Source organism: Chloroflexota bacterium (assembly GCA_016887485.1).
Classification (GTDB): Bacteria; Chloroflexota; Anaerolineae; order Anaerolineales; family Anaerolineaceae; genus Brevifilum.
Map to the genome: position 1 here is coordinate 2,206,721 of CP069394.1, position 15,872 is coordinate 2,222,592.

General features: G+C 45.3%; 13 protein-coding genes and 1 pseudogene. 3 read left to right on the plus strand and 11 right to left on the minus strand.

The features are described from left to right. The first annotated feature begins 72 nt into the window (after window positions 1-72). Together JR338_10090 and JR338_10095 are read left to right on the plus strand one after the other, a co-directional pair. A complete protein-coding gene (locus tag JR338_10090; GenBank protein QRN82759.1) occupies window positions 73-1,509 on the plus strand; it encodes a GGDEF domain-containing protein in 1,437 nt (478 codons plus the stop codon). A 77-nt stretch (window positions 1,510-1,586) separates the two neighbouring features. After that, window positions 1,587-2,897 (plus strand): MFS transporter, encoded by a 1,311-nt coding sequence (locus tag JR338_10095; protein ID QRN82760.1) that lies wholly within the window; start codon window positions 1,587-1,589, stop codon window positions 2,895-2,897. A gap of 29 nt (window positions 2,898-2,926) precedes the next feature. On the opposite strand, the gene JR338_10100 is transcribed toward JR338_10095, so the two are convergent. From JR338_10100 to JR338_10125, 6 genes are all read right to left on the minus strand, one after another. After that, window positions 2,927-3,841, minus strand: coding sequence for a hypothetical protein (locus JR338_10100; GenBank protein QRN82761.1), 915 nt, complete (start codon window positions 3,839-3,841; stop codon window positions 2,927-2,929). Further along, on the minus strand, window positions 3,838-6,198 hold the full coding sequence (locus JR338_10105) for a sensor histidine kinase (GenBank protein ID QRN82762.1): 2,361 nt from the start codon (window positions 6,196-6,198) through the stop codon (window positions 3,838-3,840). The genes JR338_10100 and JR338_10105 overlap by 4 nt, the downstream gene beginning before the upstream one ends. Continuing rightward, entirely contained in the window at window positions 6,188-7,399 is a 1,212-nt protein-coding gene (locus tag JR338_10110) for a DNA cytosine methyltransferase (GenBank protein QRN82763.1), read from the minus strand. The genes JR338_10105 and JR338_10110 overlap by 11 nt, the downstream gene beginning before the upstream one ends. 295 nt (window positions 7,400-7,694) lie before the next feature. Next, window positions 7,695-9,278 (minus strand): CotH kinase family protein, encoded by a 1,584-nt coding sequence (locus JR338_10115; GenBank protein ID QRN82764.1) that lies wholly within the window; start codon window positions 9,276-9,278, stop codon window positions 7,695-7,697. A gap of 4 nt (window positions 9,279-9,282) precedes the next feature. Beyond that, window positions 9,283-9,888 carry a DUF4956 domain-containing protein gene (locus tag JR338_10120; GenBank protein QRN82765.1) on the minus strand — a complete coding sequence of 202 codons (606 nt, stop codon included), beginning with the start codon at window positions 9,886-9,888 and terminating at the stop codon, window positions 9,283-9,285. After that, on the minus strand, window positions 9,888-10,721 hold the full coding sequence (locus JR338_10125; GenBank protein ID QRN82766.1) for a polyphosphate polymerase domain-containing protein: 834 nt from the start codon (window positions 10,719-10,721) through the stop codon (window positions 9,888-9,890). Before JR338_10125 ends, JR338_10120 begins: the two co-directional genes overlap by 1 nt. Before the next feature lie 163 nt (window positions 10,722-10,884). Between JR338_10125 and JR338_10130 the strand changes: the two genes are divergently transcribed. Next, complete coding sequence (locus JR338_10130; GenBank protein QRN82767.1) at window positions 10,885-11,949, plus strand: hypothetical protein; 1,065 nt, start codon at window positions 10,885-10,887, stop codon at window positions 11,947-11,949. 227 nt (window positions 11,950-12,176) lie between these two features. Here the strand turns inward: JR338_10130 and JR338_10135 are convergent, their stop codons facing one another. The 5 genes and pseudogenes from JR338_10135 to JR338_10155 all read right to left on the minus strand — a co-directional run bounded on the left by JR338_10135 (window position 12,177) and on the right by JR338_10155 (window position 15,831). Then, window positions 12,177-12,869 carry a class I SAM-dependent methyltransferase gene (locus tag JR338_10135; GenBank protein QRN82768.1) on the minus strand — a complete coding sequence of 231 codons (693 nt, stop codon included), beginning with the start codon at window positions 12,867-12,869 and terminating at the stop codon, window positions 12,177-12,179. 305 nt (window positions 12,870-13,174) lie between these two features. Then, the gene (locus tag JR338_10140; protein QRN82769.1) at window positions 13,175-13,510 is read right to left on the minus strand and encodes an MGMT family protein; all 336 of its coding nucleotides are present in this window, start codon (window positions 13,508-13,510) and stop codon (window positions 13,175-13,177) included. A gap of 7 nt (window positions 13,511-13,517) precedes the next feature. Continuing rightward, window positions 13,518-14,339, minus strand: coding sequence for a class I SAM-dependent methyltransferase (locus tag JR338_10145; protein QRN82770.1), 822 nt, complete (start codon window positions 14,337-14,339; stop codon window positions 13,518-13,520). Between the two features lie 16 nt (window positions 14,340-14,355). Continuing rightward, a complete protein-coding gene (locus JR338_10150; protein QRN84417.1) occupies window positions 14,356-15,438 on the minus strand; it encodes a sigma-70 family RNA polymerase sigma factor in 1,083 nt (360 codons plus the stop codon). A 183-nt stretch (window positions 15,439-15,621) separates the two neighbouring features. Beyond that, window positions 15,622-15,831: pseudogene (locus JR338_10155) on the minus strand (hypothetical protein). Window positions 15,832-15,872: the final 41 nt, after the last annotated feature.

Consider the following 15,872-nt stretch of genomic DNA (forward strand, 5'->3'; position numbering starts at 1 on the left):
GCGGCATATTTCTTTGGGCCCTTTGGTGGAATATTGGCGGGGATGATTGGAGGCCTGGTCTTAGGACCGATAATGCCCATCTCGGTCAGCACAGGTGAAATGCAGGACTTGATGAACTGGCTGTACCGGTTGGTGATGTTTACCGGTGTGGGCGGAATCTCCGGCTTTCTTTTTACAGTGGTCAATAAAAGGACGGATGAGGTTTCGTGGATGGCGACCCATTCACCCGAAACGGGACTGCCAAATTACAATCACTTCATCGATGCTCTAAATTGCGAAAAACAGGACGCTGAACCTGGGACGCAGATTGCTCTGGTGGCGATCCGGATCAATAATTATTCAGAGGTCACGGCGATTTTTAATGTGGAAGAGACGCGTGCCCTTTCCGTGAAGTTTTCCCAGATGATTCGTTGTTTGATGCCTGTTGAAACTAATATTTATCATTATTTTTCCCACACCTTTTTCTTTTATCTCAATTTGAACGAATTTTCTCTGGATGAGATAAGAGATTATATCGAGCAGAATTTCTACAAGATTGAGAAACCTATCCAGATCAACCGGATTCCCCTGTTCTTTAAGATCAGTGTTGGCATCGCGGTTGACTCGGTTGAAAACCTGGCGCCCTCTTCACTTTTCCGCAAGGCAAATTGGGCCGCCAATTTGGCAGCGGATCAAAAACTGAATTGTGCGTTGTATGAACCGGAAACGGATCAATCTTCCCGGAAAACTCAGCGGTTGCTAGGTGAGATCAAAGCTGCTGCAAACAAGGATCATTTTGAACTCTTTTACCAACCGATCATCAAACTCCAGTCTTCGGAAGTGGTTGGGGTGGAGGCGCTTATCCGCTGGAATCACCCTGATTTGGGCTATCTGCAGCCGATGGATTTCCTGCCCTATTGTGAAAATACTTCATTGATTTTCTTGATTCACGACTGGGTGATGAAAACGGCGATCAAGAAGATCAGCAATTGGCCGGATTATGAAGGCTTTGTATCCATCAATCTTTCCACACGGCTGCTGATCGACGGGCAGTGGATTGATACATTGGTGAAACTACTGGAAGCTTATAAGGTTGATGCCTCGCGCCTGGTCTTTGAAGTGACGGAATCATCATTGATTGAAGATCAGGTGGAATCTATTAAGACTGTCATGGCCTTGCGTGACCTGGGAACGAAGATCGCAATTGATGACTTCGGCACGGGGTATTCCTCATTTGAATATGTCTATATGCTGCCGGTTCAATACCTAAAAATTGACCGCTCATTTGTTAAAGAGGACATTGAAGCCTCAAAAAGCCAAGCCATTATCAAAGCTATCATTCAATTAGCCGAAGCACTTGAGATCCAATCCGTTGCCGAAGGGGTGGAAACACAGGAGCAGTTGGATTGGTTGACAGAGCATGGTTGTGACTATGTTCAGGGCTTTCTCCTCAGCCGGCCACTCCCCAATGACCGGATCGGGTTGTGGATGGATACAGTTCAATCCGGCCTTGCCCCTAGATTCCCCTGATAAATCAAATTCTGTACCAAATCCGACTTTAATCGGTTATATTATTAGCTGACACTCTGAATCAGGAGGATTTCCCTATGGAGCAAAAAGAGAAGAAACGCGCAATATTTGGCTGGGTGATGTATGACTGGGCGAATTCCGCCTTTGTCACCACAATTACGGCCGCAGTGTTGCCGGTGTACTATGCAAGCGTTGCGGCAGCGGATTTAGCGCCGAACATCCGCACAGCTTATTGGAGCTACACGACCACCATTGCATTGCTGATTGTGGCGCTGATGGGGCCTGTGATGGGTGCTATGGCGGATTTCAGCGGTTCAAAGAAGAAATTCTTGACGATCTTTGCGCTACTTGGGATTGCCGGTGCGGCGCTTCTTTTCTTCATCAAAGAAGGCGACTGGCTGCTGGCTTCGGTGTTCTATATCATCGGTAATGTTGGTTTTGCGGGGGCGAATGTCTTTTATGACTCTTTGTTGCCCCATGTGGCCGATGAGGAAGAACGTGACGAGGTTTCTTCCCGGGGTTATGCTTTTGGTTACTTTGGCGGCGGAATCCTGCTGGCGATCAACCTGGCCATGATTATGACGGCCAAAGACGGTGCTGCATCAGCGCTGATGAGCCGGATCAGTTTCCTGATGGTAGCCGGCTGGTGGCTCATCTTCACCATTCCGCTCTGGCGCTGGGTGAAGGAACCAGCCCGGCGAATCTTAAAAGGCGAAGAACATTTTAACCCGGTGCAGGCCAGCTTTAGCCGCCTTGCTCACACCTTCGGTGAGATTCGCAAGTTTAAGGAATTGTTCAAGTTCATTATTGCCTTCTGGCTGTATAACAACGGCATTGGCACGATCATCGTGATGGCGACGATTTACGGGACGGAATTGAATTTCGGCGCTACGACCACCATCGGCACCCTCCTGATGGTGCAGTTTGTGGCCATCCCCTTCTCGTTGCTGTTTGGCTGGCTGGGGAAGAAATTTGGAACGAAACGCTCAATCCTCCTGAGCCTGCTGATCTATACCATCATTGCCATTGGTGGCTACTTCATGACCAAAGAAATCCACTTCTGGATTCTGGGCTTTGGTGTGGCGACCGTTCAGGGTGGCAGCCAGGCGCTTTCCCGCTCCCTCTTCAGCCGGATGGTGCCCAAGAGCAAATCGGCCGAATTCTATTCCTTCTTCAGCGTAAGTGAAAAGGTTGCCGGGACAGTTGGCCCCCTGTTGTTCGGTGTGGTCAGCACCCTGATGGGTGGCAGCCGACTTTCCATCGTTTCTCTGATCATCTTCTTCATCACCGGCGGCTTCTTGCTTTCCCGGGTGAACGAGCAGAAAGGTATGGAAGTGGCGAAGGCTGAAGAGGCCCGCTTGGTTAGTGCATCGGCGCTGGATGAATAAAGGGATTTCTTTTCTTGAAAAACTACGTGCTATTTGTCCAGAGATTCCTTTATATTGTTTCTTACCTTTTGAAATTCAAGTTTATATTGGAGTAAATCTCGTCGGATTTTTTTTCCGATAGAATCATTGTAAACAAATTGTTTTTTTTGAAATTCAAAAATTACATCATTGCTTGTAGCTGATTTTTTAGGTATTCCATGAGCAAGGAAATTTCTAGGTTTAAGAACATCTTTAGGGTAATCACCATTAAGATTGTAACTCATTATTTCGTTGTGCTTTTTAATTAGACGTCGGAAATTCTTCCATCGTTTATTGCTATCGCATAGTGGAACTAAATTTCCGAGGGATTTATTTTCTTTGAAATTTGCTAATGATTTTATTTGGTCGATTAAATGATCCCTTTTATCGTCAAAAAAATCATTATAAAATTCTTCCAATTCATCTGAAGATGATATATTGATTGCTAATTCAGTAATTTCATCGAAGGTCTGATCAATTTCACCTACTTCGGCCATAACAATTCCACGCATATTTTCAATATCAAGAATTTTATTTAATGATTGGTAACCAACTTCTTTTAATTTAGACAATATACTTTGTCTGTCGGAGACATAAACACCTTGTAGTCGCTCTTCATATATTGATTTCCACAAAGAATCAATTTCAGATGCTGAATAGAAAATTACTTCGGTATACACATTGCTATTTCTAAGCTCTGAAATGAATTTTTCTCCCTCCTGAGAGTGTTCTATATGCTTATCAATTACAAGCAGGTCAAATTCGCGAAAGGGGGAAAGTGATCCGAATTTTTTCGGATCGGATAAATATAAAATATTTGGCTGAAATCCCCATTCTTTAATTATTTTATCAATCTCATCTTTATCGAGAGAATCAATATAATCTTCATTGTCATCAAACCAAATAATTGAGTAAGTTAGTCTCATCTAGTTAATTCCACTCTAATTTCCAGCCCTTTTGGTTGGTTTGGTATAGCGGTTATACTTCCATCTAATTTATTTACTATATTCTTAGCATGATATAAACCTAATCCCGAACCGGTGGTCGTTGTTATCCCTGGCTCAAAGATCGATTCAATGTTCGGTAGTTTTTGGGAAAGTCCTTTGCCATCATCAATAAAAGAAATTCTAATAGTGTTTGATGAGACCATAAACATTTGAATAATTAAATTCTTTGCAGATGACTTCTTAGAGTTACTAATGAAATTATCAATTAGCATTGATAGTTCAACCCTGCTTATCTCCATTTCAAAGAGTTCATTAATTTCGTTATTTATAGTTATGTTAATATCATGGGCTATATGGTTTTTCGAAACATTGTAGATATATTGTTCAATGTATGCAGGTATGTCTGTTGGTTCTTTTGCGAGACCGGAACTAAAATTTGCTTTTGTTGCAAACTGAGAAATTGTAGATATTCTATTAGTTATGAATATTGCTTTTTGGAGTAAATCAATTACATTTTTCTTATCAGATTTTTCACGAAGCGCTTTGATTGATCTAGATAAGTAATTATTGACAATATTTGTATCAAGATCTATTTGGTGATGAAATTCTAATAATTGCTCTACATCAATAGAAGTAACATGTCGGAGGAATATTGTCTGGGCTTTGTAAATTTCCTGTTTTTCTTCAAGTTCAATGATTTTATTTTGTTGTTCAGACACCTCAACTCGTAAATCTGCTGCTTCTGAGCGGGCTTTTTGAGCGTCGCTCTCTTTTTGTTCAATAATTTTATTTATTCTGGATAGATTTCGTAAAAGCCTTTGATCAATATTTACGGGGTTTATATTATTGATTTCTGCTAGCAGTTTCTTTACTTCTTCTTGTTTGGTTTCATATACTCCTTCTAATAACGCAGGATTAAACCAGAATTCAATTATTTTATCTGGAGATGATCCAATTAACGTCATCAAAGAAGATATTGTTCTTTGCTTTTTAATATCCCAAGATTCTTTATATTCTTCTTTATTTCCCTTCCAATCAATGCCATCTTCGCTTATAAGTTCTTGCCTAATGTGAGATGGAACGCTATCCCATTGTAAATCTTCAACAACGAATTTTTCGAGTTTTCGTAAAATATCAATGAAAAATTTCTCACGCAATTGTCGAAACTCAGGAGTTTGTTTTAACCCTTCCCTACTGGAGACTGGTTTATATTGGTCCTCATTTCCGAAAATTTCAATTCGACCGATAATATCTCGGCTACCCAAAAAACGGCGAGTACCTTGGGATTTTCTAACATCAATTTCTAACCAATCATCACCACGATCACCATATGGAGAAATTCGGAATCCATTTAAAAATAGAAAAACTGATCCAAAATTTATTGTTCGGACACCGGTTTGTCTTTTGAAATATGCCTTTTTATATGGGTTTAGGAAATAAATAATTACATAAGTATCAGGAATTAATGGATATGAGTCGTTTTTCTCAGTTAATTCAAAAACTTTCTCACCTTCGTGCCACAATTTTGTTGTGACTCTATCTCCGGTTGTAGATATCATAGATTCAATATAGGTTGTGTTAAATTTTAATTTCTCAAAAATTTGATTTCTAATTTTCCCGGTGATTCTCTCGTTATATTCCTTCCCCTTCTCGGTATTTTCTATTTCAGGAATTGATAAATAAATATTTATTTTTTCTTTTTGAAATAATTGATTTGGATTAATGAATTTCTCGAGAGCGGTTTTTAATTTACTTAAGGTCTCGCTATCCCAGCTATTTCGTAATCTTGATATGATTAATATTGTTCCGCTTTTAGGGAAGGTATTAATTTTCAAAAAATCAAAATCAAGTTCATCCTTAATCACTTCAACATCAATTGGGATTTCCTGAATGGTGAGGTCTTTATTATCATCTATTTCAAAATCTTCCCAATTTATATGAAGATGCAGTAATTCCCCATTTTCCTTTCGGGTTATAAGATCAAGATCCTTCCCAAGCCTATCACAAGAGAAGCGTCCTATACCTTTATTTCCAGCATAGAAACGTTGATTCTCCGGTCTTGTATTTTTTTTATCGGAATAGGCAATATTCAACCACTTATCACGAATATCATTTAAGTCCATCCCAATTCCATTATCAGAAATGATTAATTGGCTTTTGGTAGTGGATCCTTCGTCGGGAAAATTTGTAAATTTTATTATTATCTCACTTGAATCAGCATCAATACTATTTTTAACCAGTTCAATTACCGCAATCTTGTCGTCGTTGATTAAATCTTTTCCCACAAGATTCTTAAGAAGTGTATTTGTTCTGAAATGATAGGTATCATTTTTCATTATCAAGCACTTTCATTATGGCCATTCCCAACTGTTCAGCGAATAAGGGAGGAACAGCATTGCCAATCTGAGAATATCTTGGAACGATTTGAGTTCTTTTCTCTCCGCCAGATGTATACGGTCCTTTAAATTCAAACCAATCTGGGAATGTCTGTAAACGAGCACACTCTCTTGGTGTCATCACTCTAGGCTCGGAATAATGAACAAAATCATCTGGAATAGTTGTGATGGTTGGCGATGGCTGACCGCGGTCAAGAATCGTAACACTTCTTTTCTTGATCCCAAACTTTTCGCGTACTTTTCCTAAAATTGTTGTTCCACGAGGAGCCTCCGCTAAGAGTTTATTGAACAACTCTACCGTGTCTTCTCGATGGTTTACATAACGATGGCTATCAGGCGTGTAATTGCCTTTACTCGGTATTTGGAGAAATTTTTGTAGATCACTTTCGGCTGATGATGTGATTCCCGCCTTAAATTTTCTTGAGTCGGCGCAGTTTGTGGTTCCGTGTCTTTTTTCTAAGTCTGAGATAGCGTCAGAAACGCTATTGGTTATTGGTAAATGTTTACTTTGTAGAAATTGTTCCCGACCTTGATCTAAATTCTCAAAAATGGCTTTTGAAAAGTCTTCGCGACTAGCAATGACAATAAACCTTTTCCTTTTTTGAGGTATTCCATAATCTGAAAAGTCGATAGTCTTTCCTGTTGCATCAGAATAACCTATTTTTATTAATTCATCTATTACTAACTCAGAAAAGTTTATTTCCTCTTTTGATATTCTATCTTTCATAGAATACGTGAAGCCAGAAACATTCTCAAATACTAAAACTCGCGGTTTTATGGCTTTAACGAAATTCAAATACGAGTGGATAAGTTTATTCCTTGGGTCTAGAATATTTCGCTTGCCAGCAGTCGAAAATCCTTGACATGGTGGTCCACCCACAAGTAGATCAACTTTACCTTCTAATGATTCAATTTCCTCTCGTTTTTGTTGTAATAAATCCTTGATATCCCAACTTTGAATGGTTAACCAATTTGGCCAATTAAAATGAGGGTTTTCATCAATTAGATTATGTCTTAATGTAGCAAAGGCGTCTGGTGATTTCTCAACCGCAAAAACACCTTTCCAACCCGAATTGAATAATCCTAGACTAAGGCCCCCACAACCCGAAAATATGTCAATATAGGAGTATTCAGCTTTCATTTGTTTAATCTTATCCTCGTATAAAGGAGTATTTACTTCCAAGTTAGTTAATCAATAATAACGTACTTGATAATCTTTTAATAGAATAGTGAAAAGCGATTATTCGTCCCCAAATGTGACCGACGCATTTTGAGTTGATGCCCTTGAAAATAATAATATTGATTGTATCAGAGAATTAAGATAGGATATGCTTTTTTCTACACTATTATGGATGAGGATAAAAATAGCAAAAGGGTTGTTCCGTTACCAGAGCAGCCTCTTTGTTTTATAAATTACCTTGGTTGGGGAAAGTAATCTAATTGCTCAAATAAGTTTGGACAGCTTCGTAACGGCTGTAGACATGCGTGACCAGCTCCGATACGCTATTAGCGAAAGTACCTTCTGAGGATTGACGAATACCATTATCTATCTCAGCAAGGACCGAGGAGGTAATTAGGTCATGATAATACTGATAGGTTTCTGCCATTTCCTCCGGCACGAAGACGGTGTTGACCACGGCTTCAACATAGGAATCGTATTGAGCTTGGTAAAGGGGGTCCTCCATCAGATAGCTGATCAGCGGCCAATTATCCGTGACCTCGTCCAAGCTTATGGATAGGGCTCTGCTTCTTCTATTTCCATTGAGGGCTTCGTTGTTATCCCAGGGGATCCAGGTGATCAGACCATCCTCGGGGTCGGTGTAGAGAAAATAGTTATGGCTCATATTGCCATAGGTATCCCAGTTCTGGACGACAGTGTTCACGGCCAGCCAGCGCAGGAAGGTTTCAACGTTTAGAACGGATTCCAACTCACTGCGCCAGGAAGCTGGATCGGTCAAGCGGGATTCGTCATGGAGCACGGCAAACAGGGCTTCAATATCGGAATAATCATCTTCGTCCTGGTTAGTTTCTTTATCGAAGGAGGTCTCGTTGAGTGTCCCTTCGGCAAAGGTGGCGCCGCTGCCTTCAGGCTTATAGAGGTTACCTTCGTCACTTTCGAATTGCTGTGAGATGACCGTATCCTCAACCATTTCCACCATGGTGTAAAGCCCAAAATAGACCGGTCCTTCGCCATAATCGACATAGACTTCGTAGAAGGCGGTGTGGGCTGAGGGGACACCGAAATCCCGGAAGATATCTGCCGCTACCTTCTCATGGAGATAGGAATCGTCACTGTAATTACTGGACAGAGAGAGCTGTTTGAAGCCATAGAACCGCTGATCTTCTGTTTCCGGGTAATCGTCTTCAAATTGATCAAAATCTAATTTAATAGGGAGTTTATAGCTGCCGGAAGACCAGGTTTGCTTAAGGGAGGAATTACCTTTAAAGCGGATTCCGACATAATCCCAAGTTTCGCCCTCGAAGGAGATGGTGGCTGTGACCCAGATGGGGTTGGTGGAGTCGGCCGAGAGGTTATTCGCGGATAACCCACCGCCCGCATTAGCGTCCCTATCCGGCATCTGCCCAGCTTCGGGAAGATCTTGAGGTACATTCTGACCATCTCCGGGGGCCTGGCGATTACCTGGTGGGTTGGCTTGGGTACGGTCTTGGGGGGTGTCAGCAAAGGCCATCATCCCATCGCTCTGACCGAATTCACCATAGAGTTCGGTCATATCCGCCAGCATAGCATCCCAGTTTTCCTCTGAAATGGTGATGTCAATTCGGTTGACTTCGTCCTGGGGAAAGACTGTGTCGTAATCCGGATCAGCGTCATTACTGTGGGCGGCATCGGTCATTGAAGCCGAATTATCGGAATCTTCGTCAATATTTGCTGTGCTCATCGAAGTTTCGTTTGATAAAACGTTATTCGCTTGTTCATCAGATTTGGTGACAGTTCCACAACCAGATAAAGCAATAATGGTTGTGAAGATCACAATTAAATAAACCATTTTTCTTAACATAACTTTATTCCTTCCGTGATGCGAGGATTGGTTTTGAGCTTTCGGACAGATAGTAGATCTTGATGTCTGCGACATCATGTAGGAAATCTATCTTGCCGATTTCGGCCCGTTTGATCGGCAGCCCAGTGCGTTCACGCAGGTCAGCAAGCAGGCTTTCATAATGCTCGGGTTTGATCAGCTCAATCTTTTCATAGGTGATGGATTTTCGCACTTCATAGCGCAGGCCCATTGTCTTTTCGATGACGAAGAACATGGCCAGAATAGCCAGGTTCGCGACGATGGTTTCGATGATCATATCCTCATCCAGCATGATGACATCAATCACCGGCAGGGTCATCAGGATAAAGAGATAGGTCATCTCCCGTACGGGGAGCGGATCGGACCGGTAACGAAGGATGGAGAAGATGGCGAACAGGCCAAACCCCAAACCGAGACTGATCTCAACCTGACTGAAGAGGGTCGCGATCAGGAATATACTGATATTGAATGCGAAAAAGGTTAGGACATAGCCTTTATCTTTCTCCGTGGGGAAATAGATCCCCAGCACGATGATGCAGGAGACGATCAGGTCGATAAAAAGCGCCAAAGATAAGCTTCCGATATTATCCATTAATAACTTCCTCCTAATACAAGTCTTTCTAAGTTCAAAAGCAGGGGTTTGAAGGCATTCCTCTTGAGGTGAGGATAGGCCAGCGCAACCCCGATGCAGTATTTGCTAAATTGGGTGGGGTGGTAACCAGCTTGGCGCATTTCCGCAACAAAGGGTGATTGGAGTGAGAAGTGGGGCTGTTTGATCTCAGCAATCACGATCCCAGGAATGGAGAAGGTGCCTGAGGGACTGAAGAACCGCAGGTTCAAATCCAGCGTGAGACGTTCGATCCCCAAGCGGTTCACCAGGGAGATGCGGAAGAACTGGTTGGTGATCTTTGGCACCATGGGTAGGTCGGACATGGGAAAGGTTGTCTTGAGGAAGGATTGGATATCCGATGACTGTCCATTGAGTGGATAGGGTGTCTCCACCCGTGATTTTCGGGTGATATTTTGGTTATCTTTCTTCTTAACTTCCAGATAGTTGATCTCGGAATTGAGGTAGGACCTCACCCGTAATTTATAACGATCACGCTGCTCATTGTGGTGCTGCTGGTAGAGTTGAAAGTCCTGGGTATCAAAATAGAGCGTTTGATAATGCTGCAAACGGACATTGTTATCCACTTCAAGAATCCGGTAGGTAGGGCTGAGATTATCCAAAATCACCGGGAGCAGGATGCTGGGGAAGACAAATTTCATGTCGGTCCGCTTCATCAGCTTGGCACCGGTGGATTCTTCAAGGGTAATAGGGTCCATTTGGCTGAGAATCTTCTGCCACTTCTGTTCGAAAGCCATTTGCTCGGTGGAGAGCCGGGTTTTGGTTTCTAATTCGTAATTTTGGTTATTGAGGATCATAGTGTGGTCCTTTCCTGAAGTGTTTTTATAATAGATGGTCAAGATTTAGTTTTGATAAAGACTTTGTAAAATCGTTAACGTGATTTGGGATGTTTTAGCGGGGGAGAAAACAGTTATAATTTGGTTAATCACCCCCCTTTTTTATAGGAGACCCCTAAGACAGATGAATAAGTTTAAAGTTGCGCTTCTGGCGAACTTAAAGGTTAACGGCCCTCATTGGGAGGGCATGCCTGCTGACCAATGGGATGATCTGGATAGTGAAAAAACTGTTCAGGCCCTGGTTGAAGCGATCCGCGCCGGCGGCCACGAATGTGAATTCCTTGAGGGAGATATCACTATCGTGGATACCGTGCGGAAATATGATCCTGATATCTGTTTCAATATTTGTGAAAGCCATTTTGGGGATGCCCGGGAAGCGCAGGTGCCTGCGATCCTGGAGAAACTGCAAATTCCATATACCGGCTCAAAGGTGCTTTGTCTGGCATTAGGACTGGATAAACCGATGACGAAGCGCGTTTTGGCCTACCATGACCTGCCCACACCGGATTTTCAAACCTTTGAGCGGGTGGATGAGCCGCTGGACCCGAAGATGTCCTTTCCGCTGTTCGTCAAACCCAGCCGAGAAGGCACCGGCATGGGCGTATCGGCCAAGTCGATTGTGAATACGGAAGAGGAGTTGCGCGAGCAGGTGGGGCAAATGATCGACCGCTATCATCAGGCCGCCTTGGTCGAGACATTCATTGAAGGCCGCGAGGTGACTGTGGGTATGGTTGGCAACCTGGTTGGCCCTGTGGCGCGGCGGCTGCCCCATAACGAGGAAGCACCCCGAATTCAGGCGGGTTTGCGGTTCTTCCCGCCGATGGAAGTGGATCTAACCGACTATTTGGAGACGGACGCGGTCTATGCCAACCGGTTAAAAGTGGCTCTGGCCGATCAGTTGAATTACCTCTGTCCGGCGCCGCTGGATGACGACATGGTGGATGAACTCAATTGGCTGGCAGCGGCTGTCTTCCGGGTGACCGGTGCGTTGGATGTGGCCCGGGTGGATTTCAGGTTGAATGCCAAAGAGGATTGGAAGCCGTATATTCTGGAGATCAACCCGCTGCCTGGGCTTTCCCCCGGCATTTCGGATATTGTTATGGAAGCGGCGGCGGAGGGCGTGGGTCACACGGAATTGGTCAATATGATCCTTGAGACAGCCCTCAGGCGCTATAGGATGATTGAATAGAAGAGCCAATGAAATCCGGGCGTAGTTGAGCCTTCCCCCTTTGGGGGAAGGTGGCACGCAGTGCCGGATGAGGGGAGTGTGGTTCCACCGCATCAGCTTGTTACACGACCAACTGAAGGTCACATGCCGCGCAGCGCATGTGACAACTTTTTCAACCTGAACCGATAACAAAAAGCGGTACCAGTTTGCTGGTACCGCTTTGATATCTACTCTTGGAATCTCTTGGGCTAAAAGATTTTCCACCAGATCCCGGTACATTCCGGCACGATCACGCCCTCATCGGTCTCCCACATCGGCATGGGATCTTCGCCAAAGAAGAAGGTGGTCAGAGCGGTGGCTTCTTCCTGATCTTTGAAGCGGTAATCGGTACGAATCCAGTCGGGGATGAACCCGTGGAGGTCCAGATACTTCAGATAGTCCACCAGGACATCGGGGGCCTGCGGGTATTTATGTCCGGTTCCCAGGGATTCGATCAGGATCAATTTGCCTCCGGGGCGCAATACCCGTTCAACCTCGGCCAGGGCGTCTTCCAGGGCAGGCTGCCAATCTTCACCTGAATCGAGGGCAGCATAGCAGAAACTCCAGCCGGCGATGATGACATCGGCGCTGTTATTGGCAAAGGGGAGAGCCAAGTGAGATTCCAGAGTGGCGGACCAGTTCTTTTGTTCGAGTTTGGCCAGCCGGTCACGGCCATAGACCAGCATGTGATAGGAGATATCGGAGATGACCAGGTTTTTGACATGGGGAAGGATCAGACAGCTGACCCGACCGGTGCCTGCGCCCAGTTCGATCACGTCCTTGCCTTCCAGGCTGTCCGCGGAGAGGATGGCAGGCAGCAGATTGCGCTGGTAGTCCTCCCGGCCGACTAAGGCCTGGTAACGTTCAGCTTCACTTTGATAGATCAGTTTCAGGTCAGGCAAGATCTTTCTCCTTAGGCCTTTTTGTTCATAAATCCAATACTAATATTGATCAGCGCCGGGTATTTTGAGGTAACCCCGGTGATTTCTTCTGTCGAAGTGAAATTATTTTATCATTTAGGCGTTTAATTGAAGTATTAGTTGGTGGTTTGCGGGTCACGTAGGTTCGACCTGTGGCCTCACCATGCATGACCTACTACGTACAAGGAGAGTGATGGCGGCGTATGTTATTTTGTCACGTGCGCTGCGCAGCACGTGACCTACACCTGTAGGGTGTGCTCCGATTTTGAGCGCACCAGAAAATAAGATTAATCCATTTCTTCCGGGCCCAGCCAACCAAACCGCTCAAAGTCCACTCGGCCATCAGCTTCAAAGATGACCCCCTCCTGCTCCAGAATATCGCGTTGCATGGCATTGCCAATCCCGTCACCGTGGACGCTGATCTTACCCTTGGCATTGATCACTCGCTGCCAGGGGACGTCCGGTGCGGTACCGCGTTTGAGCGCGGCCATCGCATAGCCCACCATTCGAGCTGTGCAGCCCCCGACCAGGGCGGCGATCCGGCCATAGGTAGTTACCCGGCCGGGCGGTATCCGGCGGACCATGGCATAAATTTGTTGGTAGAGAGGTTCCTGAGCGTTCAAATTGACCTCATTGGTCTTTATGTGCCTTCAGGGAGAAGACGATAGGCAGGGGCACTGGCATGTCGGGGTAGGTGTAGAGGCCGCTTTCCTGCTTAATCATTTCCGGGAAGACTGGATCTTCCAGCGCATCGAACTCGTGGAAGAAATCCAGCTTTAGCCCGGCATTCAGAATGGCATTGATGATATCACTGACAGCCCATTGCCATTCAAAGCTGGGGTTGCTGATGATGTATTTGCCGTCACTATAATCGGGGCCTTCATCGTCCCAGATATAGGGGGCATGGTTGTGGAAGTAGGACAGCGTAAATTGGTATTTTCCGCGCTCATCAAAGGTGGTGATCAGCGGATGGCCTTCCATGATATAGAAGAATCCGCCCGGTTTAAGATAGTCAGCGATGATCTTTGCCCAGGCATCCAGATCCTTCAGCCAGCAGAGCACCCCGATGGAAGTGAAGACGATATCGAACTGCTCATCCAAAGCATCCGGCAGATCGTAGACATCCGAACAGATGAAACGAGCTGGCAGATTCGCATGTGTGGAAAGTTTCTCGGCGGCCTGAATAGCTGCAGGGGAAAAGTCCACCCCTGTGATAATTGCACCCTCTCTGGCCCAGGCCAGAGTATCCAGTCCGAAATGGCATTGCAAATGGAGCAGGGTTTTGCCCTGAACATTGCCGACCTCTTCGAGGATTCTTTTGGGCAGCCAAGGCTCGCCTGCCAGGAACCGTTCCACACCATAAGAGCGGAGATGGACGGGTGTGAGTTCATCCCAGAGCAAGCGGTTGCCGTCCCGGGCTTGTTGATATGAGAAAGGTTCTTGTTCGTGCATGGGGATTCCTAAAGATTTAGGAGAGGAATTCGCGCAGGTCACTGCTCCGGCTGGGGTGGCGTAATTTGCGGAGGGCCTTAGCCTCAATTTGGCGAATGCGCTCCCGGGTGACACCGAAGAATTGGCTGACTTCCTCCAGGGTGTGATCTTTGCCATCGTTCAGCCCGAAGCGCAGCTGCAAGACCTGACGTTCCCGATCGGAAAGTGAGGAGAGCGAATCCTGGATTTGTTCGCGCAGTATTTCTTTAGCTGCCGCATCCAATGGAGCAGCGGCGTCCTGGTCCTCAATGAAATCGGCCAGGGTGCTGTTATCTTCATCGCCCACCGGTCTTTCAAGTGAAACCGGTTCTTCAGCGGTCTTCAGGATGTTCTTCACTTTGTTAGTGGCGTCTTCCCAGGCCAGCATTTGGTCTGCATTCAGAGGGTCGTCCGCAGCTTGTGTCTGGCGGATGGATTCGGCCACATTTTCATCAATGAAGTCAGAGTTGAGTGAGATCTCTTCCAGGGTAGGTTCTCGTCCCAGCTGCTGCATCAGGTTGCGTTGAATACGGATGATGCGTGAGATGGATTCATACATATGGACTGGGATGCGGATTGTGCGGGCATTTTCAGCGATATGACGGCTGATGGATTGGCGAATCCACCAGGTGGCATAGGTGCTGAACTTGAAGCCGAGGGTCGGATCAAACTTCTTCACTGCTCGCAGCAGCCCCATGTTGCCTTCCTGGATTAAATCCAGCAAGGAGATACCCCGGTTCATATAGCGTTTTGCGATGCTTACGACCAGGCGCAAGTTGGCTCGGATGATGGCCTGGTTGGATTCCTCATCTAGGAACGAGATGGCAGCAAAATTGTTTGCCAGTTCATCCTCTTCCGGCATGTTTTCCTGGAAGAAATCGAGGCTGGGCATTTTTGATTTTTCTTGCAGCGTTGCTAGCAGCTGTTTTCCCAGCTTGGGGGGTAGCAGGTAGAAGTCAACGTAAAATTCAAAAATCGCCCGGATGAGATCGCCGGGTTTTTTGTTCCGCAGCCAAAATTCTTGATCCAAAAAAGCCCGCATATAGGAAGGGTTTTTGATTTTCCAGGTACTACGCAGCATTTGCGCTTCGGTCAGGGTCAGGATTAAATCCGGATGGGTCACATCATGCTTTTTTGTCTCCCGTTTAACGGTCCTGCAGAGTTTGATAATATCTTCGCAGATTGCCAGCGTTAACGCGGTATTTGAGGAGGATTGATCTTCGAGCTCGTCTTTATTGAGGGCTTGGTGAACCTCTTGCAGGTGCTCCTGGGCCTTCATCCGACTGGAAAGCCAGAATTCATGATCCGCCTCAAGCAGGTCAATCCGGCCAATCTCGCGGAGATAGAGCCGGACCGGGTCATCTGTTGAGGTCAGGATGGATGCAAGGGCGGCAGCTTCCTCTGCTTGAGCAGCATCTTCGGAAAACTGCTGTTCTTTGTTATCCTCTTCTGGGTCTTCTGGCTTGGTGGTCATCTTTTCTTTCGATTTAATCGTTTTTGATAGAGCTTTAATGT

Coding starts and splice junctions, on each gene's coding strand:
- JR338_10090 (QRN82759.1), top strand. CDS start 73: ATGCCCATCTCGGTCAGCACAGGTGAAATGCAGGACTTGATGAACTGG.
- JR338_10095 (QRN82760.1), top strand. CDS start 1,587: ATGGAGCAAAAAGAGAAGAAACGCGCAATATTTGGCTGGGTGATGTAT.
- JR338_10100 (QRN82761.1), bottom strand. CDS start 3,841: ATGAGACTAACTTACTCAATTATTTGGTTTGATGACAATGAAGATTAT.
- JR338_10105 (QRN82762.1), bottom strand. CDS start 6,198: ATGAAAAATGATACCTATCATTTCAGAACAAATACACTTCTTAAGAAT.
- JR338_10110 (QRN82763.1), bottom strand. CDS start 7,399: ATGAAAGCTGAATACTCCTATATTGACATATTTTCGGGTTGTGGGGGC.
- JR338_10115 (QRN82764.1), bottom strand. CDS start 9,278: ATGTTAAGAAAAATGGTTTATTTAATTGTGATCTTCACAACCATTATT.
- JR338_10120 (QRN82765.1), bottom strand. CDS start 9,888: ATGGATAATATCGGAAGCTTATCTTTGGCGCTTTTTATCGACCTGATC.
- JR338_10125 (QRN82766.1), bottom strand. CDS start 10,721: ATGATCCTCAATAACCAAAATTACGAATTAGAAACCAAAACCCGGCTC.
- JR338_10130 (QRN82767.1), top strand. CDS start 10,885: ATGAATAAGTTTAAAGTTGCGCTTCTGGCGAACTTAAAGGTTAACGGC.
- JR338_10145 (QRN82770.1), bottom strand. CDS start 14,339: ATGCACGAACAAGAACCTTTCTCATATCAACAAGCCCGGGACGGCAAC.
- JR338_10150 (QRN84417.1), bottom strand. CDS start 15,438: ATGCTGCGTAGTACCTGGAAAATCAAAAACCCTTCCTATATGCGGGCT.